The organism is Streptomyces sp. NPDC002206 (genome assembly GCF_053593595.1).
The window spans coordinates 16,048-33,280 of record NZ_JBSFCW010000002.1 but is presented as its reverse complement, the minus strand read 5'-3'; the positions used below and the strand labels follow the sequence as shown (position 1 = coordinate 33,280).

Annotated in this window: 13 protein-coding genes and 3 pseudogenes; 9 read left to right on the top strand and 7 right to left on the bottom strand. The window is 68.4% G+C overall.

Annotation, left to right across the window (positions count from 1 at the left end; translation table 11 throughout):
* Positions 1-86 precede the first annotated feature (86 nt).
* A pseudogene (locus ACWCP8_RS05020) lies at positions 87-476 on the top strand (transposase); the annotation flags it as partial.
* Between the two features lie 10 nt (positions 477-486).
* Here the strand turns inward: ACWCP8_RS05020 and ACWCP8_RS05015 are convergent.
* Positions 487-1,455, bottom strand: coding sequence for a helix-turn-helix domain-containing protein (locus tag ACWCP8_RS05015; protein ID WP_451114206.1), 969 nt, complete (start codon positions 1,453-1,455; stop codon positions 487-489).
* Positions 1,456-1,718: 263 nt separating this feature from the next.
* Here ACWCP8_RS05015 and ACWCP8_RS05010 point away from each other — a divergent pair, with 263 nt between their 5' ends.
* On the top strand, positions 1,719-5,462 hold the full coding sequence (locus ACWCP8_RS05010; RefSeq protein WP_451114204.1) for a S8 family peptidase: 3,744 nt from the start codon (positions 1,719-1,721) through the stop codon (positions 5,460-5,462).
* Between the two features lie 1,627 nt (positions 5,463-7,089).
* Here ACWCP8_RS05010 and ACWCP8_RS05005 read toward each other — a convergent pair.
* The 4 genes and pseudogenes from ACWCP8_RS05005 to ACWCP8_RS04990 all read right to left on the bottom strand — a co-directional run.
* Positions 7,090-7,992 (bottom strand): annotated as a pseudogene (locus ACWCP8_RS05005) (IS3 family transposase); the annotation flags it as partial.
* Positions 7,993-8,003: 11 nt separating this feature from the next.
* The gene (locus ACWCP8_RS05000; RefSeq protein ID WP_451114202.1) at positions 8,004-8,291 is read right to left on the bottom strand and encodes a transposase; all 288 of its coding nucleotides are present in this window, start codon (positions 8,289-8,291) and stop codon (positions 8,004-8,006) included.
* Between the two features lie 1,092 nt (positions 8,292-9,383).
* Positions 9,384-9,806 carry an SRPBCC family protein gene (locus tag ACWCP8_RS04995; RefSeq protein WP_451114200.1) on the bottom strand — a complete coding sequence of 141 codons (423 nt, stop codon included), beginning with the start codon at positions 9,804-9,806 and terminating at the stop codon, positions 9,384-9,386.
* Between the two features lie 65 nt (positions 9,807-9,871).
* Positions 9,872-10,300, bottom strand: coding sequence for an SRPBCC family protein (locus ACWCP8_RS04990; protein ID WP_451114198.1), 429 nt, complete (start codon positions 10,298-10,300; stop codon positions 9,872-9,874).
* A gap of 111 nt (positions 10,301-10,411) precedes the next feature.
* Here ACWCP8_RS04990 and ACWCP8_RS04985 point away from each other — a divergent pair, with 111 nt between their 5' ends.
* The 3 genes and pseudogenes from ACWCP8_RS04985 to ACWCP8_RS04975 all read left to right on the top strand — a co-directional run bounded on the left by ACWCP8_RS04985 (position 10,412) and on the right by ACWCP8_RS04975 (position 11,841).
* Positions 10,412-10,735 carry an ArsR/SmtB family transcription factor gene (locus ACWCP8_RS04985; protein WP_451114196.1) on the top strand — a complete coding sequence of 108 codons (324 nt, stop codon included), beginning with the start codon at positions 10,412-10,414 and terminating at the stop codon, positions 10,733-10,735.
* On the top strand, positions 10,732-11,169 hold the full coding sequence (locus ACWCP8_RS04980) for an SRPBCC family protein (protein WP_451114194.1): 438 nt from the start codon (positions 10,732-10,734) through the stop codon (positions 11,167-11,169). Before ACWCP8_RS04985 ends, ACWCP8_RS04980 begins: the two co-directional genes overlap by 4 nt.
* Before the next feature lie 143 nt (positions 11,170-11,312).
* Positions 11,313-11,841, top strand: a pseudogene (locus ACWCP8_RS04975) (hypothetical protein).
* Between the two features lie 464 nt (positions 11,842-12,305).
* On the opposite strand, the gene ACWCP8_RS04970 reads toward ACWCP8_RS04975, so the two are convergent.
* A complete protein-coding gene (locus tag ACWCP8_RS04970) occupies positions 12,306-13,505 on the bottom strand; it encodes an MBL fold metallo-hydrolase (RefSeq protein ID WP_451114192.1) in 1,200 nt (399 codons plus the stop codon).
* A gap of 99 nt (positions 13,506-13,604) precedes the next feature.
* Positions 13,605-14,045 (bottom strand): PPOX class F420-dependent oxidoreductase, encoded by a 441-nt coding sequence (locus ACWCP8_RS04965; protein WP_356005172.1) that lies wholly within the window; start codon positions 14,043-14,045, stop codon positions 13,605-13,607.
* Positions 14,046-14,181: 136 nt separating this feature from the next.
* On the opposite strand from ACWCP8_RS04965, the gene ACWCP8_RS04960 reads away from it, so the two are divergent.
* The 4 genes from ACWCP8_RS04960 (at position 14,182) to ACWCP8_RS04945 (ending at position 17,225) form a co-directional block, all read left to right on the top strand.
* Entirely contained in the window at positions 14,182-14,766 is a 585-nt protein-coding gene (locus ACWCP8_RS04960; RefSeq protein ID WP_451114190.1) for a carboxymuconolactone decarboxylase family protein, read from the top strand.
* Between the two features lie 177 nt (positions 14,767-14,943).
* The gene (locus ACWCP8_RS04955; RefSeq protein ID WP_451114188.1) at positions 14,944-16,173 is read left to right on the top strand and encodes a Glu/Leu/Phe/Val dehydrogenase dimerization domain-containing protein; all 1,230 of its coding nucleotides are present in this window, start codon (positions 14,944-14,946) and stop codon (positions 16,171-16,173) included.
* 223 nt (positions 16,174-16,396) lie between these two features.
* The gene (locus ACWCP8_RS04950) at positions 16,397-16,519 is read left to right on the top strand and encodes a hypothetical protein (protein ID WP_451114186.1); all 123 of its coding nucleotides are present in this window, start codon (positions 16,397-16,399) and stop codon (positions 16,517-16,519) included.
* A 115-nt stretch (positions 16,520-16,634) separates the two neighbouring features.
* Positions 16,635-17,225, top strand: coding sequence for a TetR/AcrR family transcriptional regulator (locus tag ACWCP8_RS04945; RefSeq protein ID WP_451114875.1), 591 nt, complete (start codon positions 16,635-16,637; stop codon positions 17,223-17,225).
* Positions 17,226-17,233: the final 8 nt, after the last annotated feature.

The window sequence follows — 17,233 nt, the reverse complement described above, 5'->3', positions numbered from 1 at the left end:
CTGCCCAGTATCGACTTCCCTGATTTGCCCGAGAGCGCGTTTGAGATCTGCCGTGTCGCAGGGCTGGGCCGGTCGTTGGGGACTGCGTGAGTGGTTCTGGGGCGGGTATCCCGTCGGACCTGACGGACGAACAGTGGGCCCTGGTGGAGCCGTTACTACCGGCCGCGAGGGTCGGGCCGAAAGGCGGGCGGAGGTGCTGGTACTTCACGTGGTGGCACGATGACGGGACCGTGGAGCGGCTGCACGACGCGCTGCGTCACCAGGTCCGTGTGGCCGCCGGCCGCAGTGTCGAACCCAGCGCGGGGCTCATCGGCTCTCAGTCCGTGCGCACGGCCGGCACCGCCCCCGATTCCACCAGAGGGTTTGACGCAGGGAAGAGGGTGAAAGGCCGCAGGCGGTTCATCGTCACCGACACGCTCGACCTCCTGCTGGCGGTACACGTTGTTGCCGCGAACATCCAGGACCGTGACGGCGCAAGACGCCCTCTCAGATCCAACCTCGCTTGGCGGCTTCGGTGCCCAGCTGGAATCGGGTCTCGAGGCCGAGCCGGGACGCGATCGCAGCGATCCGGCGGGTCACGGTGCGCGCGCTCGTCCCCAGTTGCCGGGCGATCGCCTGGTCCTTATAGCCCGCTTGCAACATTCTCAACAGCAAGAGATCATCCGTGCTCGGCTGGTCGGAGGTCTCCGGGGCCGTCGAGACGATGGGGTGTGCCCGCTGCCAGTAGACGTCGAACAGCTCGAGGATCGCATCGAGCAGGCCCGACCGATGGACGACGGCGATTCTGTCGTACCGTCCTCCGATCAGTGCGAGCAGCGCGACATGACGGTCCATGATCCGCAGCCTGAACGGCAGGGTCGGCAGGAGCCGGGCCTGCTCGCCTTGCTTGGCCATACGGGTGATCAGCTCGAATCGGCCAGGCAGCTCCAGCGCCTCCGGGGTGTAGACGGACCGTATGTCGAGGCCGCGGCCCAGCAGGTCCATCGTGAAGGTCTCCTCCAACTCGTTGCTGTACGGGCCCAGGTACGGGGGCCGGTCAAGAACCCAGAAGTGGGTGCGCATCGATTGGGTCAGCTCGGCCACCCGTAGGGTGACCTCCGCCTCACCAGTGATCACCTCCACCAGCCCGGTCGGATCCCCCTGCAGCCGGTTGGCGCGGTACTCACTTGCCAGGTCGTCGACCGCGTCCCACACCGCAGTGAGCGCCGCCTCGGTATCGGCTCGGCGCCTGGCGAGCAGTGCGCTCAACGCGGTCCGCGGGCTGAGCGGCTGGTACTGGCCGTGTCGTTCTTTTCGCAGCACGCCAAGTTCCACCAACCGGGCCACCGCGTGCCGTATCCGGCTGGGTGTGGTGCCCAGGTGTTCGGCGATCTCCCACGCTGTCCGGTCCGGCTTGGCCAGATAAGCGCGGTAGACCCGCTCGTCGAACTCGCTGATCCCAAGGGCACCGAGCACCGGACGTCCTCCTGGTCGTCACCGCCCGGCGGGCCGTCGGGCCTGTTGGCGCGATTCGCCAGCTGGCGATTTCAGACACGAGTCTGATCTATACATCTCCCGGCCACAAGCCTTAACTCTGATCGTCCACGCCAACCGGCCGCGATCCCAGAACCCCCACGATCGGTCCACAGCGTCGGTCATCCGATCCCCCGCCGATCCGTCACTTCAGTCATGAACCCCTTGCGGGCCGACCAGGCCCCACGGAACAGTCAAGGAATCCCTTGAGATCATCACCGAGACGCTGGAGTGTGTTCGCCGTCGCCGGCGCCGCCCTCCTGTCGTTGGCACAACCAGCCGCCCTGTCCGCCGCCCACGCCGCGACAGCCGCCACGTCCGACTCCGCCCCGACGACGCCGCACAAGGTGCCGTCCGGCGTCCACACCGTCACCCTGGTCACGGGGGACGTCGTCACCACCCGGCAGACCGGCAGCAAGGCCGGAGGCACCGTCGATGTGCGCAGCGCCACCGGGGCACCGGCCGACGCGCACGTCATGGAATCCAACGGTGACCTGTACGTCATCCCCGAGGCCGCGATGCGCTACGTGGCGGCGGGCACGCTGGACAAGCGCCTGTTCAACATCAGCCGGCTCGTCGCGGACGGCTACGACGACGCCCATCGCGACCAGTTGCCGCTGATCGTCTCGTACGGCAGCAAGGCCGCCTCAGGGCTGCGTTCCACAACCCCCAAGGGCGCCACCCGGGTCAAGGCCCTCGGCAGTGTCCAGGGTGCCGCACTGGCCGAGGACCGGGACCAGTCGGCCGTCTTCTGGCGGGCTGTCACCTCCACGCCGGCGTCGGCGAGGACCGCGGCAGCCGCGTCCCCGTCCGGCACGCCAGCCTTCGGCGAGGGTATAGCCCGCATCTGGCTCGACGGGGTTGTGAAGGCGGATCTCGCCGAGTCCACCTCCCAGATCGGCGCGCCGCAGGCGTGGGCGGCCGGTGACACCGGACAGGGCGTGGACGTCGCCGTCCTGGACACCGGCGTCGACGCCGAACACCCTGACCTGGCCGGCCGGATAGCGGCCTCGCAGAGCTTCGTCCCGGACGAGGACGTGACAGACCGTCATGGGCACGGCACCCACGTCGCGTCCACCATCGCCGGCACGGGCGCCGCGTCGGACGGCAAGGAGAAGGGCGTCGCCCCCGGCGCGGACCTGCACATCGGCAAGGTGCTCTCCAACGCGGGTTCCGGCGCAGAATCCTGGGTGCTGGCCGGCATGGAGTGGGCCGCGGTGGACCAGCACGCGGACATCATCAACATGAGCCTGGGCAACCCGACTCCGTCCGACGGCACCGACCCCCTCAGCACGGCGGTCGACCGCCTGAGCGCCGAGACCGGGGCCCTGTTCGTGGTCGCCGCGGGCAACACCGGTACGGACCAGAGCATCGGCGGCCCGGGCGCGGCTGACGCCGCCCTGACCGTGGGGGCTGTCGACTCCTCGGACGACGTCGCCTGGTTCTCCAGCCAGGGCCCGCGCGTCGACGGCGCGCTCAAGCCGGAGATCAGCGCGCCCGGCGTCGACGTGCTGGCGGCACGCTCCCAATACGCGCAGTTCGGCGAGGGCAGCTACCTGACGTTCAGCGGGACCTCTCAAGCCACCCCGCATGTCGCGGGCGCCGCGGCCCTGCTCGCGGCCACGCACCCCGGGCTGACCGGCTCCCAGTTGAAGGACCTGCTGGTGAGCAGCTCGAAGCAGCTGCCCAAGTACAACGCCTTCCAGGCGGGCAGCGGCCGGGTGGACGTCCCGTCGGCGCTGGGCGCCGGCGTCTTCGCCTCCGCGACCGCGTTCGCCGCCCATGTGCCGGCGGACGGGTCCGACGCGGCGAAACGTCCGGTCACGTACACCAACATCGGTGACCTGCCGGTCGCCCTCGACCTGTCCGTTCAGGCCCCGAACGCCCCTGCGGGAATGTTCCAGTTGTCCACCCCCCAGGTCGTCGTGCCGGCGCACGGCACCGCCGAGGTCACGGTCACCATCGACGGCTCCACAGCGACCGGGAACGGCCGCTGGACCGGCCAGGTCGTCGCGGCCGACACGGCGGGGAAGGTCGTCACCCACACGGCGGTGTCGCTGGGCGACGTCGCGCACAAGCTGACCCTGGTCCTCAAGGACGCACACGGAAATCCGATGTCAGGGGTCGTCGACCTGCTGCGGTTCGGCGACGACGCGCCCCAGCAGTGGATCGTCGACGAGACCGGCACGGCGGAGGGCTACCTCCCGGACGACGTCTACTCGGTGCTGGAATGGAAGGCCGTGCAGGGCATCCACGGCCCGCACTCGATGGGGATGGCGCTGCTCGGGGACCCCGATGTCGTGATAGACCACGACACCACGGTCACCCTGGACGCCGCGAAGATCGAGCGGATCGACATGACCACGCCGCAGCGGACCGAGGCGACCTACCAGCGCCTGGAGTACACCCGCTTGATGGGCGGTCAGCTTTGGCGCGACTACATGGAGACCCAGACCAACTACGACAGCCTGTGGGCCCAGCCCACCACGCACAAGGTGACTCACGGCGACTTCTACCTCGGCGCCCGCTGGCGCAAGGAGCAGCCGGCACTGGCCATCGCCACCAAGACCACCGAGTTCACCGACGCCCTCCGGCAACAGGACGTCACCCCGCTGCCCCAGGGGCACTACAGGCTGCCGCTCGTGGCCGCAGGCGACGGCACGAGCGCGGACTACACAGGTCTGGACGCGCGGGGCAAGGCGGTGGTCGTCCGCCGCAACGACACGATCAGCGACGCCGGCCAGGCCGCCGCGGCGATCGAGGCGGGCGCCAAGCTCCTGCTGGTCGTGAACAACACACCCGGGCGAGGGTTCCGGAGCTACAGCAAGGAGCCGTGGACGGGGACCCCCGCCCGAATCGATGTCACGCTGTTGAGCACGGACGAGGGCGAGAAGCTCTTCGGCCAGGCCTCCGATCACGGGGCGATGCTCTCGGCGGACTCCCAGTCGGCCAGCGCTTACGTGTACGACCTGATGAAGACGTGGCACAACGAGATCCCGGACAACATGGTCGTCCAGGGCGGCCCGAAGAACCTCGCGCGGGTGAACGTCACCTTCGACAGCCCCGATGCGACCCTGGGCGGCGGCGAGTTCCGCTACGACTGGCCGGCCTACAACCCGAAGTGGGGGATCGGTATGCCCATGTCGGAGCCGATGAACTCGCAGCGGGTCGACTGGGTCTCCACCGGGCCCGGATACTCCTGGGGCCAGGAAGCGTACGTCGACGGCCTGGTCTACGAGATCGAGCCGCGCACCACGTACAAGGCGGGCAGCACGCAGGCGCAGGAGTGGTTCAAGCCGATCGAGCGCCCGTACCTGAACAACAACTACAAGTCGCCCACCCGCAGCGGGAGCCACCTGATCCTCGACGTCCCCGCCTGGGGCGGCGGCTCGGACCACGTCGGCATGTCCATGGACTACCAGAGCATGCATCACACCCTCGCGCTCTACCAGGGTGACACCCGACTGGCCCAGAACTCGCAAAACACCCAGGTGGAGGCTGACGCACCCGGCGCCGGCAAGCTGCCCTACCGCCTCGTCCTGGACGCCAACCGGGACAGCACGGTGAGCCCGTACTCCTCCACCACGCACACCGAGTGGGACTTCACCTCCCAGGCCCCGGCGGGGGACGAGCAGGCAGTCCTGCCGCTCATGCAGATCAACTACGGCGTCGACACGGACGCGGCAGGCAAGGCCGCCAAGAACGCGACACTGACGGCATCCGTCGCCCACCTCGACCACGCCACGGGCGCCGGCACCCTGTCAGCGGTCACCTTGGAGGTGTCCTACGACGACGGACACACCTGGCGAGAGATCACCAGCGGTGACGACGGCCGGTTCGGGCTGTCCGCCCCGAAGGGGGCCCAGTTCGTCTCGCTTCGGGCTCACGCCCACGACAGTGCCGGCAACGCGGTCACACAGACCGTGATCCGGGCCTTCGGTCTCCGCTGACCAAGAGCCGGCCACTCACACGCGGGACCTGAACCACTTGTGCGGCGGACCGCCCCCCGGGGTGGCCCGCCGCACAAGCTTGATGAAGTACGGAAAGCCTTCCGTGCTCGCACAGTCACGGTTTTCGAACTGGCCAGCGGCCTGTACCCGGCCGGACCGAACATCGCTCCGCAAGGTGTGAAGTACGGCTATGAACGTCGCTTCAGGGCGCCGTGTCCGTGGGGGAAGCGGTGAACGGCCGGGGAACCGTGTGTATCGCCCTTGAATCCGGGGGGACGCTCAGGAGATGGCCAGGTGGGTGCGCTGCATGGGCAAGGGCGAAGTCGGCGACGTGATCGAGTCCGACGGGGTGTACGTCCCGATCAGCGACATGGTCACGGGACGCAACGCCGCGAAGATCCTTCATTTCGATCACCGAGAGCCGATGCTCGCCGCTGGGCGAGATCTACGTGTATCGGCAGGTCGAGCAGCCGGTCACCGTGGTCTTCGGAGAGATCGTCTACACACGCCGGTGAATGAATGAACGTCCCCCAGGACACCGCTCCTGCCGCCAGGCCCCCGTACTGGTGGTGGAGGCGGGCCGCCGGCTTGAGTGAATGATTCATCAATCAGCAGGAGCGTCGGCTTCCTTCACCGTGTCGTCGACCTTCTGACCTGCGTGGAGCGAGGCGAAGCGCACATACCTCGGCCGACAGGCGCGGAGGGGTTGCCAGGGGCCGGTGAGAGGCGGAGCGTGGAGATACGGGGGAACAGCAGAACTCGGGGGTCTCCACAGGACGAGGTACATCATGACCAGAACTGTGCGTAGACGAATCCCAGCGTTCGTGTGTGCATCCGCCTTGGCCTCAACGCTTGCGTTTTCAATAGCTGCGCCAACAGCCCAGGCGGCCCCAGAGGTTCCGGCACAGACCACCGCGTCGCAGGCCGCACCCACCAGCTGGTGCAACTGGCACCCGTACGAGTGTGGATACGGGCCCACCGCCTATCCCGTGTACCCCGTCTATCCCGTGTACCCCTACTACCCCTACTACCCCTACTACACCTACTAGTCACGACTTAGGTGATCTGCAGTTCGAGCAGCCGCAGGACGATGGTGCGGGTGACGGGGCGAGTTCCGGGATTGTCCGAGCTGCGGGTCCGGTAGCGCAGGCTGGAGCGTTCTGGTCTTGACACTCAACGCCGCGGCGCGGCGAGCACGCCGCGCGGCACCGATGCTACGTGCGACCGGTCTCACAGTCCGATACACGGAGGCCCCACTCCCCCGTTTGGCCGGAAGAGTGGGGCCTCGGTGCGACGAGTTGACGATCCGCGTCTCGACGTGGATGCCGGATGGCTTTCGTGAAGTGGGCAGTGCGCTCTGCTGCCATGCCTCAGTAAGCCTCTCGTCGGGGGGCCGTCGAGCGCCTGGATCGCCTGCCTGCGTCACTGCGGTCAGGCGTTCATCCCTGCCTCGTCACCGCTCACCCGCAAGATCAAGATCGCGATTGTCCTGACCCTGAAGTTCCCCGGAAGTTCCCCCTCTGAAGTGGACAGCCTGATACTGGGACGGATTGGTCCCGGAGGAAGCAGTCCAGGTTGAGTGGCAAGAGCAACATGAAGTTCCCCCCGGGTCCTGGACAGCGGGTGTTTACGCTGCGGGGGTGAGGTCTTGCTTGAGCAAGGTTCTCGTTTCGAGTGGGGTGACGTACCCGTACTCGGGGTGTCTGCGGAGTCGGCTGCGGTTGTACTCGATCTCGATGTAGCGGAAGACGTCGGCCCGGGCGGCCTCGCGGGTCTCCCAGACGGTGGTTCCGATCTCCGCTTTGAGGACGGCGAACCAGCTTTCCGCAGCAGCGTTATCGTAACAAGAGCCGACACGTCCTATCGATTGTCGCATGCGCAACTTGCGTATCTCGGTGCGGAATTCAGCACTCGTGTATTCGCTGCCGCGGTCGGTGTGCATGATGCAGCCGTCCTCCAGACCACCGCGTCCGGCCGCCATCCGCAGGGCGGCGACCGGCAGCTCGGCACGGTGGTGGTCGGCCATCGCCCAGCCGATCACCTCCCGCGTCGCGAGATCGATGCAGGTCGCCAGATACAACTTCCCTTCCAGTGTGAAGAGTTCGGTCATGTCACCGACCAGCCGCATCCCGGGACGGGGGGCGGTGAAGTCCCGGCCGATCAGGTCGGCGGCGAACACCGCCCGCCTGGCCTGCCTGGTCAGGCCCCGACGCCGGCGACGGGTGATCCCGACGATCCGGTACTTGCGCATCAGCCGCTCGACCCTCTTCGGGTTCACCGCCCGCCCGGCCCGCCGCAGAGCGGCGTGGATCCGCGGGGCCCCGTAGGCGCCGCGCGATCCGGCGTGGAGCACTCGGATCTCGTCCACCAGGCGTTCCTCCTCGCGCCGCGCGACCCGGCGCGCTGACGCGGCCGCCCGGTGCGCGTAGTAGGTAGAGCGCGGCACTCCGAGCGCACGGCACAGCAGCGCAACGCTGTGACCTGCATGATTGTCGTCCGATGTCTTCTCCGCGTCGATGAAGCGGCACCGCGTGGCGGTGTCTACCTCATCTTGTCCTGCGCGAAGAAGGCGGTCGCTTTCCCCAGGATGTCGACCGTCTTCTCCAGCTCACGGACCTTACGCCGCAGCTGGGCGAGTTCTTCCCGCTCGGCGCTGGTCAGAGTCCCGGCAGGCCCCTCGCCCCGGTCGACCTCGGCCTGCTTCACCCAGCCACGCAGACCCTCCGGGCTCACCCCCAGGCCCCGGGCGACCTCGGTGACCGTCTTGTCCGACGACAGCGCCAACGCGACGGCGTCGCGTTTGAACTCGCCCGTGTACCGCTTGCTCATGTTGCTCTTCTTGCTCACTACCTGCGACTGCTTCCTCCGGGACCTTCCGTCCCAGTATCAGGCTGTCCAGGTCAAGGGGGGAGCTTCACTTCACACAGCGCGTTTGCACTGGCCAGAGCCATGCACACGGTGTACCACCAGCAGACCAAGAACCTGCTGGGCGCTCCACACATGTGGCTGAGTATGACCGCTTGGCACCACGAAATTCCCGGCAACCTGCCACACCCGCTTAGTCAGCAGAGTCTCTGACCAGCAATGCGCAGCGACTGACGACCCATCAAAACGAGCGTCGCGAGCGTCATTTCAGCGTCAAGGTATCGCCCGTAACGCCCACGCCGCACATAATGCCTACTTACAAAACCGCAGGTCAGGCGCCTTTCGCGACGGGTTCAAGGATCGCGACGCACTCCACATGATGCGTCATCGAAAAGATGTCGCAGACGGCGAGGCGAGAGAAGCCGCAGTTCAGGCCGGGTTTCGCGACTCGACGAGAACCCCTCAGACGCCCGGAGCGTCACGACCGCGCGCCCACGAGGAAGAGGAACGAGGTGGAGAGGACCGTACGGGCGGCAAGCCCGGAGAACAGCACCGCGACGAGCAGCGCGACTCCGAGAACCGCAACGAGCACCATGAGGTGGCCCTCAATCGGCAAAGAGAGCTCTCTCGAACGCCACGCCCGCGCATCCCGCTACACACCTCAGTCGCCGAAGTAGCGGCGGGGCCCAACGCGTTGCGGGAAGCTCCGCGTCTGCGCGCCTACCGGACGCGACATCGAGTGGCTCACAGAGCTCCATCCCCTGCCCCTGGGTGGTCCTGAGGATCAGGGGATTCGTTCACGGTGCAGGCCCTTGCCTTCCACCGTCACCGCCCGCCGGGCCCTCGGGCCGGGCTGCGTACGACGGCCGGCAAGCCAGACGCCCACCGCCCGGTTGAGTGCATCGGCATCGAGTCGGTTCAGGGTGCGGCGGATGACCGTCTCGCACGGCACCGGCCGGGTGCTGGTCAGCGAGCAATGGCGTACGCCGCTACCCGGCCGGGCGGGAGCGGGATCACCCGCTCCGCCGCCGCGTCGATCGTCATCGGAGTGCCTGATCAGAGGGTGAAGAAGGGCTGGGGCGTGCCCGTCTCGGCGTACTGCTTGAGCCGGTACATCAGCTGGCCCCAGGTTTCGGCCGTGGACGGAAGGTCGGAGTCGTCGGCGGCGAAACCAGCGTGCCGGAAGTCCACCCGCGTGCCGGTCCCGTCGGGGGCGTCGGTCAGCTGCCAGGTGATGACGGTCCCGGACCAGTGGGGAGGGAAGGCGCCGATCGACGTCCACAAGATCTCTTCCTTGTCCGCCCGGTCCCGTCGGAGCCGGAAGGGCTCGGGAATCTGCGGGAAGTCGAACAGGAGGATCTTGCCGTCGCGGTCGACTCCGGTGGTCCACCAGCCGGTGAGGCCGTCGTGGGTGTCCAGCGCCTCGTAGACCTTGGTGCGGTCGGCGTCGATGTCGGTCCGGAAGGTGATCTCGGACATTACTGCTCCTGGGGGTGGGGGGAATGGAGGGATGGGGGCGGGTAATGGAGGGATGGGGGCGGGGCTCAGAAGGTGAAGTACGGGACCGGGATGCCGGTCTCCGCGTAATCCTTCAGGCGGGCAAACATGCCGGCCCAACCCATCGTGACCTCGCGGAACATGTCGTCGATCTCGGCGAACCCGGCGTGGTCGAACCGGACCACTGTGCCGCCCTCGGGATGGGCCTCCAGGGCATAGACGATCTCAGTGCCGATCCACTGCGGCGGCCCCGCGACCACAGTCTGCGCCGGGCGCTTGCCGGCCGCAGCCTCGTCGATGCGGAAGTCCCAGGTCATCGGGGCGCCGGTGAACGACAGCCGGTGCAGGGCGCCGATGCCCTCACCGATCTCAGCACCGGTGGTGCACCAGCCGGCGACGCCTTCGGCGGTGGAGATCGCGCGGTACACGGTCTCCGGGTCGGCGGCGATACGGATCTGCAGTGCGATGTCAGCCATGGGGAGTCCTTCTCGTCGGGGACTCGACTGAGTGCCGACCCTTCGCTTTAGCTCACACTAAAATTACTTTCGGCGACTTGGCAAATTGCAGTGGGCACTAAAATGATCGACATGGATGCGGTGAGGGCGGTCGCCGAGCCCAGGCGTCGCGAGATTCTGCGGCTGATCTGGGACTCGGAGCTGTCGGCGGGCGAGATCGCCGAGCGTTTCGACGTCACCTTCGGCGCGGTCTCGCAGCACCTCAAGGTGCTCAGGGAGTCCGGCCTGGTTACGCTGCGCCAGGACGGCAAGAGGCGGTTCTACCGGGCCGACCGCGAGGCCATGGGCCCGCTGGCCGACTACCTGCAGTCCATGTGGGCCACCAAACTCGACACCCTCGCCGCCCTCGCGGAAGCGGCCGAGCGCAGCGAGAAGTCCGAAAGGATCGCACAGTGAGTACAGAAGTAGTGACACTGGAACGGCACATCGCCGCCCGCCCCGAGACGGTGTTCTCCTTCTTCACCGAACGCGACAAGTGGCTCGCATGGATGGGCAAGGACGGCGAGTTCACCTTCGAGCCCGGCGGCGCCTACCGGACCAACGTCACCGGCGACAACATCGCCCAGGGCCAGTTCATCGAGATCGACCCGCCCAAACGGATCGTCTTCACCTGGGGCTGGGCCGAGGGCGACATGTCTGTACCTCCCGGCTCCAGCACTGTGGAGATCACCCTCGAACGCGTCGACGAGGGCACCCTGCTGCGCCTCGCGCACCACGGCCTCCCCTCCCCCGAGGCATGCGCCGCCCACGCGGAGGGCTGGACCCACTACATCCGCCGCCTGGTGATCTGGGCAGAGGGCGGCGATCCCGGCCCCGACGACTGGATGTGACGCACCACCCAACTAGGCCGACGGCCTGCTCCTGCTCCTGCTCCTGCGCGCGGTGGAACGGATACCTACCGGTCTGGGCGAGGTGCCGGATCCCGGTCTGTGCACTCTGGCGCTACTGTCGTCGACGTCGTCACTCTCCGGGGTTGCGGACGCCGTCGGTCGTAGGGCTGCTGGAACAGCACGAGAACGCCGCTCGCCGTCGGGTCGACGCGTTGCGTGAGGAAGCCGATCGTGTCCAGGCCGAGCTGGCCGCGGCAGGAGTGGGCAATCGCTCGCAGGCGCGTGGGCAAGGTCCTGGCTCCGGAGGGCGGCAACATCGCCAATGAGGAGGCCGCCTCCGGCCCCCGGGACGCGGACGCGTGCTCGGCATTCAGGCAGGCGGCGAAACCGACGTCGCAGGTGCCGGTGTGGCGTGAGGGGCTGGCCTGGTCGGTGCTGTCGTTGGAGTATCAGCGCATCCTCGAAGCCCTCGCGGACCAGCACCGGCTCCACCAAGGACCGCTGAACTGCCAGGAGTTGGCCGTGATGTTCGGCCTGGACGCGGTGCCGGCCAAGGTGGAGGCTCTGCGGTCGAAGGCGAAACGCCTGGTCGCGCGAGGCGGGCCGGCCGAGCGGCAGCCGGGTCGGTTCACCCTCGCCCAGGGCCCGGACGGACAAGGCGGCGCGTCATGACTCGCGGGCAGGAACTGGGCCACCCGATTTACTTATGGGTGGATCACCCGGCTCGGTATCTACCGTCTTACCGGAACGTACGCAGGGTGACAGCGCATGCCAGCCGGTGAACGACGTCGGAAAGCCGTGTGCGGGAGAACTGCATGCACGGTTTGAAGCGGCGGGGACTGGAAACAGAGCATCAGCCACCGCGCCAGTCCCCGACCGTACTGGAAATACGAAAGCCCCACCCCGCCGTTTTTGGCCGGAAGGGTGGGGCCTCGGTGTCAGGACTTGACGATCCGCGTCTCGACTTGGATGCCGGATGGCTTTCGTGAGGTGGGCAGTGGGATGTACTGCCGTGCCTCAGCAGCCCTCCCCCGTCGAGGGGGACCGTCGAGCGCCTGGATCGCCTGCTTTTGTTCGGTCTCCGTCATCTCGGCGAACGCCTGCGTCATTGCGGTCAGGCGTTCGCCCCTGCCCTGTCACCGCTCACCCGCAAGATCAAGATCGCGATTGTCCTGACCTTGAGCAACGTCCGTCGCTTTGTTTCGGCGCCAGGGGTGTGCGATCGGGGCAGCCACGGCCCGCCACCAGGGATCGAGGGGAAGCGTTCCCGCGGGCTCGAAGGGCTCGCCCGGTTGAGGGAACGCGGCCGGCTGCTCGGCTTCCTCGGCGGCGTCCTTGGTCCACTCGCCGGGCTCTGCCCAGGGGTGAACGGCGAGATTGAAGGTGCCCCAGTGGATCGGCAGCATGACACCGTGCGGCTTGCCCCCTTGCAGGTCGAGCTGCGCCTGGATGCCCTCGTCCGGTGTCATGTGAATGTCGGGCCAATACTCCGAATACGCACCGATCTGAATCATCGTCGCGTCGAACGGGCCGTGCTCGGCGCCGATGTCCTTGAAACCGGGGAAGTAGCCGGTGTCCCCGGAGTGGTAGATCCGGTGCTCGGGGCCCGCGACGACCCAGGACGCCCAGAGCGTGTGCTGCTGGTTGCGCAGGCCGCGTCCGCAGAAGTGCCGGGCCGGGGTCGCGGTGAGGCTGATCCCGGCGATGTTCGTGGTCTCGTTCCAGTCGAGCTCGCGCACCCGGTCGGCGGACACGCCCCAGCGTTCCAGGTGGGCGCCGACACCGAGCGGCACCGCGAAGACCGTGTCCGTGCCCGCCAGGGCGCGGATCGTCGGCAGGTCGAGGTGGTCGTAGTGGTCGTGCGAGATCACGACCGCGTCGAGCGGGCCGAGCGTAGTGAGCGGCAACGGCACCGGGTGCAGCCGCTTGGGCCCGGCGAACGCGAAGGGCGAACAGCGCTCGCCCCACACCGGGTCGAAGAGCACCCGCCGGCCGTCGATCTCGGCGAGCACGCTCGAGTGGCCCATCCAGGTGAGCCGCAGCCCTGAGGCGGGCGGCCGGGCGAGGTCGGCGAGGGTGGTCGCATGGACGGGCACCGTGCCGTTCGGTGACCTGCGTACCCGGTCCTCCTTGCGGAAGTAGACCTTCGCGAACTCCAGCGTCGAGCCGGACGGTCTGGTCCGCGCCCCCATCGGGTTCTGGAAGACTCCGTCGGCGAAATTGGGCGAGTTCCGGATGCGCTCCATGCGGGCACCCCCCGGGTCGGCGCCGAATGCGGCGGGTCGCAGCGAACGCAGCCGGGTACGGAGCGGATGCAAGGAGTCAGCGCCGGTCACAACATCTCCTGAGGGAGTCGGTGTCGTTTCATTATCAGCAGGGGGTAAGACAGCGCGAGTACGGGGCGGCCAGCGGAATGACGGCCGGACCCCGCCGCCTCAGCCACGCGGCTGCCCGTACGCGTGTTCGACATGCAGCCGCAGCACGATCCGCCGGTCGCGGACCATCGCGTTGCGGTAATCGTCCCAGTCAGGGTGCTCGCCCTGTACGTCCCGGTAGAGCGTGATCAGCTCCTCGACGGTCGCATCGGACGGATCGGCGGCGACCGGCGACAGCTCGGCCGTGCCGTCCGCGACCGTCCAGGCCCAGCGGTCCTTGCTGGTGACGTGGTAGCTGGCCCGCGGATCGCGCCGCAGGTTCCGTGTCTTCGCCCGGTCCTCGGTGATCGAGACACGGATGATCCGCTCCGCGGGATAGTAGAAGTGATTGACATTGGACAGCTGGGGCCGGCCGTCCCGCTTCAGCGTCACGAGCACCCCGCCACTCTCCTCGGCGACCAGCCGAAGGAGCGCGTCCTGCTGTGCATCGATTCCCGTCATGCCGAATCCAACGTGCGTAGCCATCGCAGGATTCCGCATTCGGCCACTCGCTCATGTCACATCCGGCGGCCGCCGCCCGTCGCATCCGTGACAGCAGCCCGCCGACACCGGTGGACACCGCACAAGGAGGCCGGACATGACCGCCCGCATCTCGCTCGACCCGCCCCGCACCCTCCTCTTCCGCGCCGTGTCGTGGTACTCGAACCGTACGTACGGGAAGGTCATTGACCCCGTACGGGCCACCGCCCACCACACCGCGGTGCTGTGGGCCGGGCTCCGCTTCGAGCTCGCGGTCGGCCGCTGGAAGGCGCTGGACCCGCAGCTGAAGGCACTCGCGGTGATGACGTCCGCGTCGACCATCGGCTGCAGCTGGTGCATGGACTTCGGCTACTGGGAGAACCATCGGCAGGGGATGGACACCCGCAAGCTGCGCGATGTGCCGGTGTGGCGGGAGAGCGAGGCGTACACACCGCTGGAGCGCGACGTCATGGAGTACGCGGAGGCGATGAGTCTCACCCCGCCCGAGGTCGGGGACGAGCTGGTGGACCGGCTCAGGACCGCGCTCGGCGAGAAGGCCCTGGTCGAGCTGACGACCATGGTCGCCGTGGAGAACATGCGCTCCCGCACCAATTCCGCACTCGGCCTGACCAGCCAGGGCTTCAAGGATCAGTGCGAGGTGCCGAGGCCCGCCGCGCAGGGCACGACGGACTCCAGCCACTGAACGGTGATTCAGCAAGGGCCACATTGACAGGGGTGCTCCCACCTTCGGATACTGACCGGCGATTCAGTAAATCGCCGGCCGCGGCGACCACGCCGAACGGCCGGAGGCGCTCGCCCGCGCCCTGGCCCGGACAACTCCGGGGCCCACCCTGACCGCTGTTACCGAGGAGACACTCCGATGACGACACCGACGACGACACCGGCGGTGTCCCCGTCCGCTCTGCCCGCCCCGCTGATCTCGCTGACCTGGACGGACCACGTCACCGGACGCCAGGGCCATCTGGTCGTCGACCGGCTGGTGCGCGGCGTGTCGAGTGGCGGGCTGCGGATGCGGGCGGGCTGCACGCTCGACGAGGTGGCGGGGCTCGCCCGGGGCATGACGATGAAGGAGGCCCTGCACTTCGATGCCGACGACACACAGGCGCGCTACATACCGCTCGGCGGCGCCAAGGGCGGCATCGACTGCGACCCCCGCGACCCGGAGGCGTACGGGGTGCTCGTGCGCTATCTGCGGGCCGTGCGTCCGTATATAGAGAACGTCTGGACGACCGGTGAGGATCTCGGACTCACCCAGGACATCGTCGACCGGGCGGCGGCCGAGGCCGGGCTCGTCTCCTCGATCCAGGCGGTCTATCCGCTCCTCGACGACGAGACGGCGGCGCGGCAGAGGCTCGCCGACGCGTTCGCCGTCGAGGTGGACGGCATCGGACTCGACGAGCTGGTCGGCGGCTGCGGGGTCGCCGAATCGGCGCTCGCCGCGCTGGACCGGGCGGGCGTCGCGTACGCGGAGACCAGGGTCTCCGTACAGGGCCTCGGCACCATGGGCGGGGCGACGGCACGGTTCCTCGCCCGGGCCGGACTGAAGGTCGTCGCCGTCGCCGACATCAAGGGGACGATCGCCAACCCGGCGGGCCTCGATGTCGAGGCGCTGCTCGCGGCCCGGGACGCGTACGGAACGGTGGACCGCGGTGCGCTGCGGGACGGAGACCGGGAGCTGTCCGCCGACGCGTGGCTGACGCAGGAGGCGGAGGTGCTCGTACCGGCAGCGGTCTCGTACGCCGTCGACTCCACCAACCAGGCCCGGATCAGCGCCCGTTGGATCGTCGAGGCGGCAAACATGCCAGTACTGCCGGAAGCGGAGGCGCTGCTTGCCGAGCGCGGGATCACCGTACTGCCCGACGTGGTCGTCAACTCCGGTACGAACGCGTGGTGGTGGTGGACGCTGTTCGGCGACATCGGCGCCGACGCCGAGGAGGCGTTCGGACACACCCGTCGCTCGATGCGGGCGCTGATCGGCCGGATGCTGGCGCGTGCCGAGGCCGACGGCTCCACGCCCCGGGCGGCGGCTCATGCCCTCGTCGCCGAGCGGCTTCCGGTGATGGCCGAGCGGTTCGGCTGGTACCGATGAGCCTGCCGGGCCGCCGGGCCTGCTGAGCCGCCGAACCTCTGCGGGCGGCCCAACTCCCGCTGCCTCAGGGGCCGTGCGGCGATTAGCTGCCATGGCAGCTTCCCGCCGGCTCCGACCGTACCTGCCTCCAGTCGGTGTGGTCTGTCGCGTACCAGACCTTCAACGACCCGATGGGAAGCGCCCGCCGGCGGCGCGCGGGGCCGACGGCCGGTGGAAGGTCACGGTGCCTTCCGCGGGCACCGCCAAGGTCGACCTGCGGACAACCGTCACGGACACCTCCGGTGCGTCGCTGACGGAGACCCTGATCGACGCGTACAACTCCGGCTGCGCCGACATCTGGTGCTGACCGGGGCCTGACAGCTGGAAGCAGGTCGGGGGCGGGCCGCTTGCGGCCGCGCCCCCGACCTGTCGGGAACCCGTGCATTGGTTAGGGTGACGCCGTGGCAAGAGTGCGGCTGGGCGTGGCGGAACGACGCGAGGAGCTGCTGCGTGCTGCCGTCGAGCAGATCGAGGTGCGGGGCGTCGCCGCGGTACGGATCGCCGATGTGGCGTCCGTCCTCGGGGTGAGCAACGCACTCGTGCTCTACCACTTCTCGACGAAGGAGAAGCTGGTCGCGGCCGCCTTCGCTCATGCGGCCGAGGCCGACCTGGCCCAGCTGCGCAAGCTGCTCAGCCGCCGCACCAGTGCGGTACGGAGACTGCGCGCCGCCGTCCGCTGGTACGCGCCGACCGGGCAGGCCAAGGGGTGGCGGCTGTGGATCGAGGGCTGGGCGGCCTCGTTGCGTGATCCGGCGCTGCGCAATGTGGCCGGCGATCTCGACCAGCAGTGGAAGGCCGAACTGGCCGAGGTCCTGGAAGAAGGGGCCGCCGCAGGGGAGTTCCACTGCGACGATCCGATGTCCGTGGCCTGGCGGCTGACCGCCCTGCTGGACGGGCTGGCCGTCCAGATGACGTCGTACGCCGGTCCGCTCTCCCGGGCCACGATGCTGGCGTGGACCGACGAGGCGCTCGCCCGCGAGCTGGGCATCGACCAGGAGGCACTGACGGCCTGACCGCTGCG

Excerpts from the sequence above, each read along its gene's own strand:
- ACWCP8_RS04990 (WP_451114198.1), bottom strand. The coding sequence starts at position 10,300 with ATGGCTGACATCGCACTGCAGATCCGTATCGCCGCCGACCCGGAGACC.
- ACWCP8_RS04960 (WP_451114190.1), top strand. The coding sequence starts at position 14,182 with ATGACCGCCCGCATCTCGCTCGACCCGCCCCGCACCCTCCTCTTCCGC.
- ACWCP8_RS04965 (WP_356005172.1), bottom strand. The coding sequence starts at position 14,045 with ATGACGGGAATCGATGCACAGCAGGACGCGCTCCTTCGGCTGGTCGCC.
- ACWCP8_RS04995 (WP_451114200.1), bottom strand. The coding sequence starts at position 9,806 with ATGTCCGAGATCACCTTCCGGACCGACATCGACGCCGACCGCACCAAG.
- ACWCP8_RS05000 (WP_451114202.1), bottom strand. The coding sequence starts at position 8,291 with ATGAGCAAGCGGTACACGGGCGAGTTCAAACGCGACGCCGTCGCGTTG.
- ACWCP8_RS04985 (WP_451114196.1), top strand. The coding sequence starts at position 10,412 with ATGGATGCGGTGAGGGCGGTCGCCGAGCCCAGGCGTCGCGAGATTCTG.
- ACWCP8_RS04955 (WP_451114188.1), top strand. The coding sequence starts at position 14,944 with ATGACGACACCGACGACGACACCGGCGGTGTCCCCGTCCGCTCTGCCC.